We start from the raw sequence: 14,027 nt of genomic DNA on the forward strand, positions 1-14,027 counted from the left end.
AGGCGCGCAAGCCTAGCGCATCTGCCTGCACCTTCGATGGCGCCACGCGGCCAGGTGACGGCGTGCAGCGGCCAAAAAAACGGGCCCCTTGCGGGGCCCGTTCGATCGCACGACGAGGAACGATCGTTGGATCAGAAGCTGGCGCGGACGCCGGCCGAGTACTGGGTGACATCGCGGTAGCCGGAGATCTCGCCCACCAGACCCCAGGTCTTGGTGAAGTTGATCTGGCCACCCAGGGTGCCGACCCAGGTCCCCTTGAAGTGGTTGCCGCCGTCCATGTAGCCGGTCTTGACCCAGGCTTCGGTCATGCGCGACGGCTTGCCACGCAGGCCCACGGTGACGCGGCCCAGGTTGGTGTGATCCTTGTTGCGCAGGCGGCCGTAGAAATCGGAGTTGACGGTGATTTCGGCCTGCTGGCGGACCCAGGCGGCGTCAGCGGTGAAGTCGACGCGGTCGGTCCACGGCATGTGGTAGCCGATGCCCAGCTCCGGCTGGTTCAGCTTCAGCTTGTAGGAGCCGTAGTCGTAGTTGTACGACTTGCTGGCGTAGGTCCAGCCGCCGAACACGTAGACCTGTTCGGCCAGCGCGACCGAACCGCGCAGGTAGCCGCCGTCGACCTTCGGGTCATCCAGCAGGTCGTCGTTGGTCTTGACCTGCGTCCAGCCGCCTTCAACGTAGGTGTAGCTCAGGGCGTCGGCGGAGGCCGAGAACGGGGCAGCGGCCAGCAGGGCGGCCACGATCAGGATCTTGCGCATGGGAATTCCTGTGAATTTCAGTCCATTGGCGGGCCTGCCTTCGCGGCTGCCCGTGGCGACCTCATGTCGTCCGGTGCGGATTTTAATGAAAGTTTTACAAAATGCGAGAGACGACCGTCACAGGCTGGGTCGGCGGTCGGATCCGTTTTCCGCAGGAAAACGGCTCTGCCCCCTGTGCTGCATGGCCTCACAACCCTTCCTGCGGAAAGGGATCCGACCCCGTTCAGGCCGGGCTGCTACACTACGCGGGCCGGTTCGCCGGTACACAAACGTCTTCAGGGCGGGGTGCAATTCCCCACCGGCGGTGGGTGCGCAAGCACGAGCCCGCGAGCGCCCCGGTCCACGGCCGGGGGTCAGCAGATCCGGTCCAATGCCGGAGCCGACGGTCATAGTCCGGATGAAAGAAGACGGTGCCACAGGGCCTTTGCGGCCCTGCGCCCGCCTGTTTGCCTTGCGGCGTTTTTCGCTCACTTTTCGCGGAGAACGTTTCTTGTTTACTGGAATCATCGAAGGCGTCGGCCGTCTGGCCGCTCGCGAAGCCATCGGCGGCGATGTCCGCTTCACCTTCAACGTCGGCAACCTGCCGTTCGACCACGTGCAGATGGGCGAGAGCATCGCCATCAACGGCGTCTGCCTCACCGTCATCGCATTCGACGCCAGCAGCTTCCAGGCAGATGCCTCGACCGAGACCCTGGGCCTTACCACGCTGGGCCAGCTGCGCGAGGGCGCGGTCATCAACCTGGAGCGCGCCATGCGCCCGACCGACCGCCTGGGCGGCCATCTGGTCAGCGGCCACGTCGACGGCCTCGGCCAGGTGCTGTCCATCCACGAAGATGCACGTGCCCAGCGCTGGCGCTTCGCCGCGCCGGCCGCGCTGCGCCGCTACATCGCAAAGAAGGGCTCGATCTGCGTGGACGGCGTCAGCCTCACCGTCAACGAAGTGGACGACGAGGGTTTTGACGTCGCCCTGATCCCTCACACCGTCGCCAACACCGCCTTCTCCGCCACTGGCGTGGGCAGCGCGGTGAACCTGGAAATCGACCTGGTTGCCCGTTATGTCGAACGTTTGATCGGTGTGCCGGGCAACGCTCAGCACCCGCAGGGAGATGCCGCATGAATTTCGCCCCGATTCCGGACATCCTGGAAGACATCCGCCAAGGCCGCATGGTCGTCATCGTCGATGACGAAGACCGCGAGAACGAAGGCGACCTGATCATGGCCGCCGAGCTGGTCAAACCGTCGGACATCAACTTCATGGTCACCCATGGCCGTGGCCTGGTGTGCCTGCCACTGACCCGCACCCGCGCCGCCGATCTCGGCCTGGCGCCGATGGTGCAGGCCAATACCGCGCAGTTCCAGACCAACTTCACGGTCAGCATCGAGGCTGCCGAGGGTGTCACCACCGGCATCTCGGCCCACGACCGCGCACACACCATCCGCACCGCGGTGAAGCCCAACGCCAAGCCGTCGGACCTGCACCAGCCGGGCCACATCTTCCCGCTGATCGCGCAGCCGGGCGGCGTGCTGACCCGCGCCGGCCATACCGAAGCCGGCGTTGACCTGGCCATGCTGGCGGGGTTGGAACCGGCCGGCGTGCTGGTGGAGATCCTGAACCCGGATGGCAGCATGGCGCGCCGCCCGGAGCTGGAAGTGTTCGCGCGCGAGCACGGCCTGAAGATGGGCTCCATCGCCGACCTGATCGCTTACCGCCTGGCCACCGAAAAGACCGTTGAACGCGTGGACGAGCGCGAGATCGACACCGAATTCGGTCCGTTCAAGCTGGTGACCTACCGTGACCGCATCGCCCACGACCTGCATTTCGCGCTGGTCCGCGGTACCCCGGATGCGGACACCCCGACCCTGGTGCGCGTGCAGGTGGAGAACCCGCTGGCCGACCTGCTGCACTGGCGCCGTGACGACTTCGGCGTGGCGGCCACCGACGCTCTGCGTGCGATCGATGCCGAGGGCGCGGGCGTGATGGTGGTGCTGTCGGCCCCGCGCGATAGCGAAGCCCTGCTGGCCCGCCTGCGCCAGCAGCCGGCGCCGGTGGTGCCGGGCAAGGACAAGGACGTGGGCCAGTGGCGCCGCAACGGGGCCGGCGCACAGATCCTGTCTGACCTGGGCCTGGGCAAGCTGCGCGTGCTCGGCACCCCGCGCCGCCAGGTCGGCCTGGCCGGTTACGGCCTGGAAGTGGTGGAGACGGTGGGCTGCTGAGGCCATGGGGAACCCTTGTAGAGCCGAGCCATGCTCGGCTCATGCGCGCAGCGCGGGTTCTCCGGTCCGGTGCCAGACAGGGCAGCCGAGCATGGCTCGGCTCTACAGCAGGCCCCCTCCAGGCCCCCGCCAGCCACGGCCGGGGCCCATCCACGCTAGAATTACCCCCTTATCGAGTCCCCCAAGCCGCATATGAGCCACTACGAAGGCGATCTTCGCACTCCCGAATCGGCGCGCTTCGCCATCCTGGCCAGCCGCTGGAACGCCCGCATCACCGATACGCTGGTCGCTGGCGCCCGCCAGAGCCTGGCCGGCAATGGCATTGCCGAAGCCAACATCGACGTGATCCGCGTGCCGGGTGCCTGGGAACTGCCGCTGGTCGCCGCGCGCCTGGCCGCCGCCCACGAGCACGCCGCCATCCTCACCCTGGGCTGCGTCATCCGTGGCGACACCCGCCACTACGAACACGTGGCCGACCGCTGCGCCGAAGGCTTGATGCGCGTGCAGCTGGATTTCGGCGTGCCGGTGCTGAACGGCGTGCTGGCGGTGGAACGTGTTGAAGACGCCGAGGCCCGCGCAGGCGGCAGCCACGGCAACAAGGGCGAGGAAGTCGCACTCGCCGCATTGGAAATGGTCAATCTTCTGGAGCAGCTGCCATGAACAAGAACACCCAGAGCAAGCCCTCCGGTAAACCCGTCCGCCGCGATGGCGTCGATCCGGTGCTGCGCTCGCGCGCCCGCCGTCGTGCCGTGCAGGCCATCTACGCCTGGCAGATCTCCGGCGGCAACGCCCAGTCGCTGATCGCCCAGTTCGCCCACGAACAGGCCCGCGAAATCGCCGACCTGGCGTACTTCGAAGCGCTGGTGCATGGCGTGCTCGACAACCGTCGCGACATCGACGAAGCGCTCGGCCCGTACCTGGACCGCGGCATCGAGGAAGTGGACGCGATCGAACGCGCGGTGCTGCGCCTGGCGGCGTGCGAGCTGCGCTACCGCCTGGACGTGCCGTACCGCGTGGTGATCAACGAAGCCATCGAATCGGCCAAGCGCTTCGGTTCCGAACACGGCCACACCTACGTCAACGGCGTGCTGGATCGTGCCGCCGTGGAATGGCGCAAGGTCGAATCGGGTCACTGAACCCCTGCGTCCCGCACCGTTCATTGAACGGCGCGGGAATCTGCTTCGGTAGAGTCGACTGTCAGTCGACTGCTCTTGATCCGGCGATACGACCGCTGATCGAAAGGCAGTCGACCAACAGTCGGCTCCACCCCGCCGGTTCCATCCGATCGGCACGATCCACCCGCGCCCGCCGCCCATCCCATGCACCTCGCCGGAGCGCCCCATGTCCCTGGCTGAATTCGCCCTCATCGACCGCATCCGCGCCCGCACCCTCGAGCGCGACGACATACTGCTCGGCATCGGCGACGACGCCGCACTGCTGCAGCCGCGTCCGAACGAGCAGCTGGTGGTCACCGCCGACACGCTGAACAGCGGCGTGCACTTCCCGGCCGAAACGCCGGCGTTCGATATCGGCTGGAAGACACTGGCCGTGAATCTCTCCGACCTCGCCGCGATGGGCGCGCGCCCGGCGTGGTGCACGTTGGCGTTGTCGCTGCCGGAAGCCTCTGAAGACTGGATCGAGGCCTTCGCCGACGGTTTCTTCGCGCTGGCCGACCAGCACGACATTGCGCTGATCGGTGGCGACACCACACGCGGCCCGCTGTCAACGTCGGTCACGGCGATGGGCCAGGTTGGTCGCGGCCAGGCACTGCGTCGCGACCGCGCGCAGGTGGGCGATGACATCTGGGTCAGTGGCACGCTGGGCGATGCCGCCGGGGCACTGCGCCTGTGGCAGCAGGGCGCGCTGAACGTGGCCACGGCCACGCTGCTGGCCGACTACGAAAGCCTGCGCCTGCGCCTGCTGCGGCCCACCCCGCGCGTCACCCTCGGCCTGCGCCTGCGTGCCTTCGCGCATGCGGCCGTGGATATCTCCGATGGATTGCTGGCCGACCTTGGCCACATCGCTGCACGCAGTGGTGTGCGCGCCGAGGTCGATGCCGATGCGTTGCCGATGTCAGCGGCGCTGCGCGAGCTGCTGGGCCGCGACGGTGCCCGCGAGTGCGCGCTGCGCGGTGGTGATGACTACGAACTGTGTTTCACCGCCGCGGCTGACCAGCGCGATGCCCTGCTGTACCTGTCCGAATCGCTGGATGTGCCGCTGACCCGCGTCGGCCGCATCACCGAAGGGCAGGGCGTGCAGGTGGATGGTGAAGCCGCCAGCGGCGGTTACCAGCACTTCGCCTGATATGCGGGCGCGGGGGCGGATCCCTTCGCAACGCAAAGCACTCTGACCCCAGCCGCGATCCCGGCCTGTCATTTGCAAGCTTTTGCATGGCCGGCCACAGCGGCCTTGCCTAGACTCTACGATCTCCCCAACATGCGTGGCACCGCAGGCGCGTGTGCGCCGTGGCCGCTGCGAAGGAGTCGCGCAAGATGCATCACTTTCTTTTACTGGCACGGCGCACGCTGCCCTGCACGCTGTTGCCGCTGCTGGCCATTGCGCCGTCCATGGCCTGTCAGCGTCTGTCGCCAAGTGACCAGGTGCTGGATGACAATCGCACCATACCCAACCTGGACCTGCCTGACCGCTACTTCGCCGGTACCGGTGGCTACCTCGCCAGCGCCTATCGCTGCCCTGCGGGCGTGTCCGAGTTCGTGATCAATGCGCCGCTGGCGGGACTCACCTACGTGCGCGACATCGTCTACGACGGGAATACCTATGCCGCGTATGGATTCAGCGACCGCTCGCCGTTGATCGGCATGCTCTACCAGATGAGTGATGGCTCGCCGCATACCATTCGCGTCGGGACAGCGCAGACCGTGCGCAGTCCGTCACGTCCCGCAGAAGGCAGCGTCAACGCGGGGGTGATCATCCGCTACTTCCTGCGCGGTGGTGCCATGGAGAGCGTGCCGTACCAGCACCTGGGCAGCGTGGAGGCATGGCCGGTGGCCGATCCCATGCAGCGGCTGCAGACGCCGATCTCTCTGGGGTTCAACGTGCCACCGGTCACCTGTGCACTGACCGACCACACGCTGGTGCTCGATGAGGTGATCGCCAATGAACTGGCCAGCCCGGGCGACAGCGCCAAAGGCGTGGACTTCGATGTGGTGATGGCCTGCCCGAGTGCGAACGTGGATGTGAGCTTCACCATGGCCGATGCCAATGACCCGGCCAATACCGGCAGCCTGCTGGCGCCTGCGACCGGCTCCGATGCAACGGGCGTGCAGGTGCAGATACTGCGCGGCGCCGTGCCGCTGTCGTTCGGGCAGGCGTGGTCACATGGCTGGTCGGCGAAGGGCAGCCAGCCAATCGGTTTCCATGCACGCTATCTGCGTACGAGCGAGGCACTGGCGCCCGGTGCCATTATCGGCGAAGCGGTGTTGACCGCGACCTACCGTTGACATCCTGAACCCGGCAGACGGGGTCAGATCCCTTTGCAGCGCAAAGGGCTCTGACCCCGATTACGCAGCTCATTGCGCGACCGCAGCCTCGGCATCACGCGGCGTACCGTAATCATCCAGCCATTGGAACGTCACCGTGGCCGGCACCGTGCTGCCCGGCGGCAACGGGAACCGTGCCGTGGCGCCCGGTGCCACCATGTCCACGTCCACCTTGCGGCCATCGGCCAATGTCGCGGTGCTCAGTGTTACGTGGTACGCGCTGGGGTTGCGCACCTGCAGCGCGTTGCCCTCGGCACGCCACTGCAGCTGGGCTGCCGCGTCGCGTGCGCTGCCGGGCAGGCCGGCAGGGCGATGGAACAATTTAACGAGCGTGCGCACTGCGAACTGCAGCAGATTCTTGCCGCTGGCATCGCTGGGCCTGGGCGGAATGTCCAGCAGATTGAAATAGAACACCGATTCGCGGTCGGTCGGCAGTGGTGCTTCCGATGGGCGCGGCGCGTAGGTGATGCGGTAGGCCTGGCGGGCGGCCTGAGCGTGCAGCGCGGCGACCATGGCTACCGCAACGTGGGTGGCCAGGTGGGTGTGCGCATGGCCTGGCAAGCGACCGTGCAGGGGTAGGCGCACGGACCTCTGTAGAGCCGAGCCCATGCTCGGCTCACCGCGCGAAGCGCGGGTGCATCGTGATCTGAACGGAGAGCAGCCGAGCGTGGGCTCGGCTCTACAGGTGCACACCTTGGTAGCGCCGGTTAATGCCCGGCGAGCATCACACCGGCGGCAGCACCTTGCCCGGGTTGAGAATCCCATCCGGGTCCAGTGCGGTCTTGATCGCGCGCATCGTCGCCAGCGTGGCCGGGCCGAACGCCTGCGCCATGAAATCGCGCTTGGCCAATCCAATGCCGTGTTCGCCGGACAACGTGCCGCCCAGCGCCAAGGTCAGCTCGAAGATCTTCGGCAGCGCGGCATGCGCGCGTGCGTTCTCGTCGGCATCGTCCGGGTGGTAAAGAATGTTGACGTGCAGGTTGCCGTTGCCGGCATGACCGAAGGTGACGATGGTCAGCGTGTACTCGCGTGCCAGCGCCTGCACGCCAGCCACCAGGTCGGGGATGCGCGACACCGGTACCACCACGTCTTCATTGATCTTGCCGGGCGCTACGGTGCGCAGTGCCGGCGACAGTGCCTTGCGCGCGGCCCACAGCTGGTCGCGTGCACGGCCTTCCATCGCCACGTCCAGCTCGATCATGCCGTCGCCTTCGGCGGCGCTGGCCAGTGCCTGCAGCAGGTAGGGCAGGGTGTCGTGGTCACCATCGGCTTCGACCAGCAGCATCGCGCCGGCCTCGGGTACTTCGGCACCGTTGAGGCGCAGCAGCTCCAGGCTGCGTGCATCCATGAATTCCAGGCGCGTGGGCACCACCGGCTGCGACATCAGGCGAGATACCGCTGCCGCCGCCGCATCGGCGTCGCGATACAGCACACGCAGGCCGGCCTGGCTGACCGGCAGCGGGGTGAGCTTGAGCGTGGCTTCCACGATCAGCGCCAACGTGCCTTCGCTGCCCACCAGCAGGTGGGTGAGGTCATAGCCGGTGGAATCCTTGGTGTAGGCACCCCCGCAGCGGATCACCTCGCCGGTGCCGGTGACGGCCACCAGCCCCAGCACGTTGTCGCGGCTGGTGCCGTACTTCACCGCGCGTGGGCCACCGGCGTTGCAGGCCAGGTTGCCACCCACGCTGCAGATATCGGCGCTGGACGGGTCCGGCGCCCAGAACAGGCCGTGCGGTGCCAGTGCCTGCTGAAGCGTTCCATTGAGCACGCCCGGCTGCACCACGGCACAGCGATCACCGGCACGGATCTCGATGATGCGGTCCATGCGGGTGAACGACAGCACGATGCTGCCGGGCAATGGCACCGCAGCACCGGTGGTGCCGGTGCCCGCGCCGCGCGCGACCAGCGCCACGTGATGTGCACGGCAGGCGCGCACCAGTGCCTGTACCTGTTCGATGCTGGTGGGCAGCGCGACGGCTGCAGGGCGCTGACGGCGCCACGAGTTGTCCTGCGCGTTCGCCTCCAGCGCGTTGTCATCCATGCGCCAGCCCTCCACGCCCAGCAGAGCGGACAGTTCGGCAACCAGGGCAGCGGGCAGGGCAGTACTCATGAGGGATCTCGCGGGACAGCGGGGGCAGGTTGGATCAGTTTCCAGGCGACCACGGCGGTGGCCAGCGGCAGCCACACCCAGCGCAGTTCAGAGAGCAGGGTGGCGATGCCGCGTGCGCTGAAGAACTGCGGCGCGAAGGGTGAAACGCGGATCGGTCGCCACGGGGCGAAGACGCGGTGCTCGCTCCACGGCCAGGCCAGGGCAACGCCCAACCCGCCGGAGGTCATCGCATCCAGCAGCGGATGGCTGGCCGCGCAGACGAAGACGAACGTCGCCGCCTGTGTGGTTGGTGCCAACCTTGGTTGGCACGAAACCGCGGACCAAGGTCGGCGACTACCGGGGCTGCGCTGTGCCGACCAGGGTCGGCCGCTGCCAAAGAACGCCCACACGGCGGCCAACGTCGCCAACACACTGGCAAACAACAACGAATGGCTGGCACCGCGATGGCCGAACGCATCGGCATACGGAATGTGCAGGGCAAATGCCAGCACGTCGGCATCGGGCAGCATCGCGGCGACCACACCTGCAGCCAGCAGCCACGCCGGAATGCGGCCGCGATCGGCGGCGCACCACAGCGCCAGCGGTACAGCGGCATGGGTGATGATCGACGGCATCAGTCACGCACCATGGTCGTGCCGGCCAGTCCCAGAAGCGCCGACCAAGGTCGGTCTCTACCAGAGCGGACGGTAACCATCAGCAATCCTCCAGCCGGAACGCATCGCGCAGCCAGTTCAACTGCGGCGGTTCACCCGTGGCTTCCACCACATCGAAGCGGCAGGGCGCATCGGCCAGCGCGGGATGGTCCTGCAGGTACAGCAATGCGGCATGCGCCACGCGTCGACACTTGCGCACATCCACCGAGGCCGCACCGCCACCGAAATCGGATCGCGCGCGGTAACGTACTTCCACGAATACCACGGTGCCGGCGTCGTCCATCACCAGGTCCAGTTCACCGCCGCGGTAGCGCACGTTGCGCGCACGCGGCTGCAGTCCGGCTTGTTGCAGATGCTGCTCGGCGGCGGCTTCCACCGCCGCGCCCCGTTGGCTGCGCTCAGCGACCACCGACGATCGGCATCGGCCGGCCGCCATTGAAGGTGGACCAGGCCGGCTGGCGCAGGATGTTGCCATTGCTGTCCAGGAACAGGGTGCCGGTGGCACCGTCCAGGCCGCCTTCGTTGGACAGCTTGTCCAGGTAGGCGGTGATCTTCCAGGCATCGGCGCCGAAGGCGAACAGGCGGCCGGCGGCACCGCGTGCGCTGGGCAGGGTGCTGGCCACCTGGCTGGCCGAGGGCAGGCCGGACACGCTGCGCACGTTCCAGGCTTCGTTCGGGTAGACGATGCCGTCCAGCGCCACGTCTTCTTCCACCTTGCCGCTACCGACGGTCAGCTGCGAGGTGCCGACGCGGGTGGCGCCACCGGCACCGGCCAGTGCCAGCTGCGGCGCCAGCAGGCGGGCCTGCGGGGCGCGCACGGCGAGGAACACGGCATCGACCTGGCCGGCATTGCGCACCTGCGCGCCGACATCGCCAACCGCGTCGCTGACACCGACGGTGGCCACCACCTGGCCGCCACGCTGGGCGAAGCGCTGGGCGAAGGCGGCAGCGGCACGGCGGCCGGTGTCGTCGGCGCTGTTGATCACCAGCGCCTTGCCGCGCTCGCGGCCACGCAGGTATTCGGCGGCAACAATGCCGTCGTCTTCCGGCGCCAGCGAGAAGCCGGCGCTGCCGGCCGGCGGCGCGTCCTTGCCACGGTTCAGGGCCAGCACCGGCACCTGCAGCTGCTGGCGGCCATAGACCGCATCCACTTCGTCACGGCCCAGCGGGCCGACCACGAAGTCGGCACCGGAGGCGACGGCCTTGTCATAGGCGGCCAGCGCACCGGCCGGGGTACCGGCGGTGTCGATGAAGTTGATGTCCGGGCGGCGGCGGGTTTCGCCGTAGTAGGCGGCGAGCAGGCCATCGCGCACCGGCTGCGCGGCGGTGGCCAGGCGGCCGCTGAGCGGCAGCAGCACGGCCAGCTTGGCCGGCGGACGGTAACCGTCGCTCATGGCCGGCGGGCGCTTGCTGGTATCGAACTGGGCGGCGCCATCACGGTCGAACGGGCGCGGCAGCGGCAGGCCACGCGCGATCAGTGCACGGCCGGCGAAGTTGTACAGCGGGTCGTTGGCCGGCAGGGCAGCGGCACGGCTGCGCAGGGTGGCGTCGTCGAGGGTACCGAGCAGACCGGCGATGGCGGCCTGGTTCTCGCTGCGGGCGCTGCCGGTCAGGCCGGCGTGCGCGCGGGCACGTTCGGCGGCGGCGCCGAAGCTGTCACCGGTCCCCTGCAGTGCAGCGGCGCGGGCCATGTACCAGCGCGTGCGCAGCGCCGGCAGCACGTTGTCGCCGCTGTCCTTCAGCAGGGCCAGGGCGTGTGCCGGCTGCTTGTCGGCCAGCGCCAGCTCGGCGCCGGTCAGCTGGTAGCGCTGCAGGCTGGCGCCGGACAGCTGGCGGGCGGTGAGCTGGCCCAGCAGGCTGCGCGCGCGGGCACTGTCGCCGGCCAGGTGCCACGCCCAGGCGGCATCGGCCAGGGCGTTGCTGCGGGCGCCACCTTTCAGGGTTGCGGCCAGTGCTTCCAGCTGCAGGGCGGCGTCGCGCGGCTTGCCTTGTTCGATCAGCGCCAGCGCCTGGCTTTGGGCCGGAGATTCGGGCGCGCTGGTCAGGCTGGTGGTGGCACAGCCGGCCAGCAGCATCAGCGACAACGACAGGGCGGAGATCCGTGCGGCGGGCTTGTTCATGATCGGGTCCATGCGATGAGGGCAGCGGCCTTGGCCGGGTACACGCTACGATTCTACCCTTGCCCCGTGAGTACCGCTGAAATGAGTGTCCCAACCCTGTACGTCGTCGCCACCCCGATCGGCAACCTGGCCGATCTGAGCCCGCGCGCGCAGGAGGTGCTGCGTTCGGTGGCGGCCATCTGTGCCGAGGACACCCGCCGCAGCGGCCAGTTGCTGTCCCATTTCGGCATCCAGCAGCCGCTGGTGGCCCTGCATGAACACAATGAAGATGCCTTGGCGCAGCGCCTGGTCTCGCGCCTGCAGGCCGGCGAGTCGCTGGCGCTGGTGAGCGATGCGGGCACCCCGCTGGTCAGCGATCCCGGCTTCCGCCTGGTGCGTGCTGCGCGTGCGGCCGGCATCAAGGTCAGCCCGATCCCGGGGGCCTGCGCCGCCATCGCCGCGCTGAGCGTGGCCGGCCTGCCCAGCGACCGTTTCAGTTTCGAGGGTTTCCTGCCGGCCAAGGCCAGTGGCCGCCGCGACCGGCTGCAGGCATTGGCGGGTGAAGTGCGCACGATGGTGTTCTACGAATCCTCGCACCGCATCGGCGAATCGCTGGCGGACATGGCGGCGATCTTCGGCGGCGAGCGCCCGGCGGTGCTGGCGCGCGAGCTGACCAAGCTGTTCGAGACCGTGCTTGATGGCGATCTGGCGGGGCTGCTGGCCAAGGTGGAAGCCGACGAGAACCAGCGCAAGGGCGAGTTCGTGGTGATGGTGCAGGGCGCCGGCGACGATGAGGAAGCGCAGCTGGCGCATGGCCGTCGCGTGTACGCCACGCTGAGCGAACACCTGCCGCCGTCGACTGCGGCGAAGCTGGCGGCCGAGCTGACCGGCGCGCCGCGCAAGGCGTTGTACGGGAGTTGATGGATCGCACCCGCCAGCGCAGCGGAATTGGTAGGTCCACGCCATGCGTGGATGGATGAACCGCACGTCGCGATCAAGGCGGCAGGAACAACCCATGTACGCTAGAATGCGCGCTGGCGGAGCCGGCCAGACAGTCGCGTCATCCCTTCGGGGGTGCCGAGGAAAGTCCGGGCTCCATAGGGCAAGGTGCCAGGTAACGCCTGGGCGGCGCAAGCCGACGGAAAGTGCAACAGAAAGATACCGCCTACGTCTTCTTCGGAAGGCCGGTAAGGGTGAAATGGTGCGGTAAGAGCGCACCGCGAGTCTGGCAACAGACCGGCACGGCAAACCCCACCTGGAGCAAGACCAAATAGGGATCCTTTGGCGCGGCCCGCGTTGGATCCGGGTAGGTTGCTTGAGCGTTGCGGTGACGTAACGCCTAGAGGAATGACTGTCCACGACAGAACCCGGCTTATCGGCCGGCTCCGCCTCTTTCTTGCGGTAAGCCGAGCATGGCTCGGCTCTACAGTAGAGCCGAGCCATGCTCGGCTGCTCTCCGTTCAGATGCTCGGGATGTTGTTCAACCCGGCGTGCGGTACTGACCGGCGGAAATGAACTGCTCGAACCGTTCGCACCACACCACCACGGTGGTGTAGTCGTCCACGTTGACGCTTTCAGGCACGTCCACCAGGAACCGGTTGAAGGTTTTCACCTCGCCGATGCGCTGGGCCTGCGCCTTGATCTTCAGGAAATCGGCCTTGTTGTCGACGAAGTCGCGGACCAGGTAGACCTTGTAGTCCGGCCCCGGGCCCATCGTGCCGTCGAACGCGACCTGGTGCGGACTGACGCTGACCTTGCCCTCGGCCCAATGCACGGCGTCGCTGCCTTTGAGGTCGCGACGGAAGGTGGTGTGGTAGCGGGCGTCGCCCATCGCCGCCTGCACCTGCGCGACCGGCGGGTCGTCGGGGGCGATCAGGATCGGCAGCAGGTACACGCCCAGGCCGAAGCCAAGGCCGAGGGTAAGCAGGTGGGTGGTGATGAGGATGAGGATACGGCGCATGGTCACTCCATCTGGAACGGTGGTGTGCGCGGAAGTGGCGCGCGGCCATCGTGTGGCGCGAGGTGGCGCATTGATAGACACAGAAAACAGGTACAGGCGGTGATCCTGCACGGGGCCGGGGCATCCGGGCTGATTCCGAGCGTTGGGGTTTCAGCCCGCAGGATGGACGGCATCGCGCGCGGTGGTCGCGTAACCGCAGGGAAGTGAAATGGCAGCGCAGAGGGCCTTGATGCGGAGCAACGCGCGGGTTGGCAGGAAGGGAGGGGTGAACCGGGATGGCCGTGAGTCGGGCTCGGCGGGAACGTGGGCTGGCCGGGTGGGATGGAGGTCCTTGGCATCCGCGGGGTGGGGGAGTTCGCAATGGACACCGCGGTTGCAGGCATCGTTGGCGGTGAGCGGCTGGGGCAACATGTGAAGCGCAACGGCGAGGCCCAGCCACAATGAAATGGCATGGGACAGGATCAGTGTGGAGATTGGCATGTCGTGATCTGCACTCTTCGGAACGGGAGCGTTGCGCAAGGCAGCGGCGCCTTGTGGATGCGCAGGCAGAGCGACGCAACGGCGGACATTTCCGCGCCCTTGATGCTGATGCTCAAGCGGCGTGCAGGCGCCTCATCCACGAAGCTGACGACAATTCAGTGCTGAAGGTCCTGTGGCACAAGGTGCCGATTCCTATGGGGACGCTGAACGGTCACCGGCCGAGCATGTGCCGGATGACCTGCTGCATTGCCAGTTG

Annotated in this window: 14 protein-coding genes, 1 other RNA gene and 1 riboswitch; of the genes, 8 read left to right on the forward strand and 7 right to left on the reverse strand. The window is 67.7% G+C overall.

What is annotated here, in order from left to right; genetic code table 11:
- Positions 1 to 131: 131 nt before the first annotated feature.
- Complete coding sequence (locus QP512_RS03035) at positions 132 to 755, reverse strand: hypothetical protein (protein ID WP_286070940.1); 624 nt, start codon at positions 753 to 755, stop codon at positions 132 to 134.
- A 267-nt stretch (positions 756 to 1,022) separates the two neighbouring features.
- A riboswitch (FMN riboswitch) is annotated at positions 1,023 to 1,168 on the forward strand.
- A 77-nt stretch (positions 1,169 to 1,245) separates the two neighbouring features.
- On the opposite strand from QP512_RS03035, the gene QP512_RS03040 reads away from it, so the two are divergent.
- The 6 genes from QP512_RS03040 to QP512_RS03065 all read left to right on the forward strand — a co-directional run bounded on the left by QP512_RS03040 (position 1,246) and on the right by QP512_RS03065 (position 6,430).
- The gene (locus QP512_RS03040) at positions 1,246 to 1,872 is read left to right on the forward strand and encodes a riboflavin synthase (RefSeq protein ID WP_286070941.1); all 627 of its coding nucleotides are present in this window, start codon (positions 1,246 to 1,248) and stop codon (positions 1,870 to 1,872) included.
- Positions 1,869 to 2,969, forward strand: coding sequence for a 3,4-dihydroxy-2-butanone-4-phosphate synthase (gene ribB, locus QP512_RS03045; protein ID WP_286070942.1), 1,101 nt, complete (start codon positions 1,869 to 1,871; stop codon positions 2,967 to 2,969). The genes QP512_RS03040 and ribB overlap by 4 nt, the downstream gene beginning before the upstream one ends.
- 192 nt (positions 2,970 to 3,161) lie before the next feature.
- Complete coding sequence (gene ribH, locus QP512_RS03050; protein WP_012479138.1) at positions 3,162 to 3,629, forward strand: 6,7-dimethyl-8-ribityllumazine synthase; 468 nt, start codon at positions 3,162 to 3,164, stop codon at positions 3,627 to 3,629.
- On the forward strand, positions 3,626 to 4,105 hold the full coding sequence (nusB, locus tag QP512_RS03055) for a transcription antitermination factor NusB (protein WP_286070943.1): 480 nt from the start codon (positions 3,626 to 3,628) through the stop codon (positions 4,103 to 4,105). The genes ribH and nusB overlap by 4 nt, the downstream gene beginning before the upstream one ends.
- Positions 4,106 to 4,310: 205 nt before the next feature.
- Entirely contained in the window at positions 4,311 to 5,273 is a 963-nt protein-coding gene (gene thiL, locus QP512_RS03060; protein ID WP_286070944.1) for a thiamine-phosphate kinase, read from the forward strand.
- Between the two features lie 188 nt (positions 5,274 to 5,461).
- Positions 5,462 to 6,430 (forward strand): fimbrial protein, encoded by a 969-nt coding sequence (locus QP512_RS03065; RefSeq protein WP_286070945.1) that lies wholly within the window; start codon positions 5,462 to 5,464, stop codon positions 6,428 to 6,430.
- Between the two features lie 69 nt (positions 6,431 to 6,499).
- On the opposite strand, the gene QP512_RS03070 is transcribed toward QP512_RS03065, so the two are convergent.
- The 5 genes from QP512_RS03070 to QP512_RS03090 all read right to left on the reverse strand — a co-directional run bounded on the left by QP512_RS03070 (position 6,500) and on the right by QP512_RS03090 (position 11,352).
- The gene (locus tag QP512_RS03070; protein WP_286070946.1) at positions 6,500 to 7,054 is read right to left on the reverse strand and encodes a molecular chaperone; all 555 of its coding nucleotides are present in this window, start codon (positions 7,052 to 7,054) and stop codon (positions 6,500 to 6,502) included.
- A 139-nt stretch (positions 7,055 to 7,193) separates the two neighbouring features.
- Positions 7,194 to 8,579, reverse strand: a complete 1,386-nt coding sequence (locus QP512_RS03075) for an FAD-linked oxidase C-terminal domain-containing protein (RefSeq protein WP_286070947.1) — start codon at positions 8,577 to 8,579, stop codon at positions 7,194 to 7,196.
- The gene (locus QP512_RS03080; RefSeq protein WP_286070948.1) at positions 8,576 to 9,193 is read right to left on the reverse strand and encodes a metal-dependent hydrolase; all 618 of its coding nucleotides are present in this window, start codon (positions 9,191 to 9,193) and stop codon (positions 8,576 to 8,578) included. The genes QP512_RS03075 and QP512_RS03080 overlap by 4 nt, the downstream gene beginning before the upstream one ends.
- Before the next feature lie 79 nt (positions 9,194 to 9,272).
- A complete protein-coding gene (locus tag QP512_RS03085; protein ID WP_286070949.1) occupies positions 9,273 to 9,641 on the reverse strand; it encodes a YraN family protein in 369 nt (122 codons plus the stop codon).
- A complete protein-coding gene (locus tag QP512_RS03090; protein ID WP_286070950.1) occupies positions 9,631 to 11,352 on the reverse strand; it encodes a penicillin-binding protein activator in 1,722 nt (573 codons plus the stop codon). Before QP512_RS03090 ends, QP512_RS03085 begins: the two co-directional genes overlap by 11 nt.
- 81 nt (positions 11,353 to 11,433) lie before the next feature.
- On the opposite strand from QP512_RS03090, the gene rsmI reads away from it, so the two are divergent.
- Positions 11,434 to 12,252 (forward strand): 16S rRNA (cytidine(1402)-2'-O)-methyltransferase, encoded by an 819-nt coding sequence (rsmI, locus tag QP512_RS03095; protein WP_286070951.1) that lies wholly within the window; start codon positions 11,434 to 11,436, stop codon positions 12,250 to 12,252.
- Positions 12,253 to 12,370: 118 nt separating this feature from the next.
- Positions 12,371 to 12,722: RNase P RNA component class A (gene rnpB, locus QP512_RS03100), an RNA gene on the forward strand.
- A gap of 89 nt (positions 12,723 to 12,811) precedes the next feature.
- On the opposite strand, the gene QP512_RS03105 is transcribed toward rnpB, so the two are convergent.
- On the reverse strand, positions 12,812 to 13,291 hold the full coding sequence (locus tag QP512_RS03105; protein WP_286070952.1) for a DM13 domain-containing protein: 480 nt from the start codon (positions 13,289 to 13,291) through the stop codon (positions 12,812 to 12,814).
- Positions 13,292 to 14,027: the final 736 nt, after the last annotated feature.

This window comes from Stenotrophomonas sp. 57 (genome assembly GCF_030291075.1).
Taxonomy (GTDB): Bacteria; Pseudomonadota; Gammaproteobacteria; order Xanthomonadales; family Xanthomonadaceae; genus Stenotrophomonas.

Coding starts and splice junctions, on each gene's coding strand:
- QP512_RS03075 (WP_286070947.1), bottom strand. CDS start 8,579: ATGAGTACTGCCCTGCCCGCTGCCCTGGTTGCCGAACTGTCCGCTCTG.
- ribB (WP_286070942.1), top strand. CDS start 1,869: ATGAATTTCGCCCCGATTCCGGACATCCTGGAAGACATCCGCCAAGGC.
- ribH (WP_012479138.1), top strand. CDS start 3,162: ATGAGCCACTACGAAGGCGATCTTCGCACTCCCGAATCGGCGCGCTTC.
- QP512_RS03065 (WP_286070945.1), top strand. CDS start 5,462: ATGCATCACTTTCTTTTACTGGCACGGCGCACGCTGCCCTGCACGCTG.
- QP512_RS03035 (WP_286070940.1), bottom strand. CDS start 755: ATGCGCAAGATCCTGATCGTGGCCGCCCTGCTGGCCGCTGCCCCGTTC.
- nusB (WP_286070943.1), top strand. CDS start 3,626: ATGAACAAGAACACCCAGAGCAAGCCCTCCGGTAAACCCGTCCGCCGC.
- thiL (WP_286070944.1), top strand. CDS start 4,311: ATGTCCCTGGCTGAATTCGCCCTCATCGACCGCATCCGCGCCCGCACC.
- QP512_RS03105 (WP_286070952.1), bottom strand. CDS start 13,291: ATGCGCCGTATCCTCATCCTCATCACCACCCACCTGCTTACCCTCGGC.
- rsmI (WP_286070951.1), top strand. CDS start 11,434: ATGAGTGTCCCAACCCTGTACGTCGTCGCCACCCCGATCGGCAACCTG.
- QP512_RS03080 (WP_286070948.1), bottom strand. CDS start 9,193: ATGCCGTCGATCATCACCCATGCCGCTGTACCGCTGGCGCTGTGGTGC.
- QP512_RS03090 (WP_286070950.1), bottom strand. CDS start 11,352: ATGAACAAGCCCGCCGCACGGATCTCCGCCCTGTCGTTGTCGCTGATG.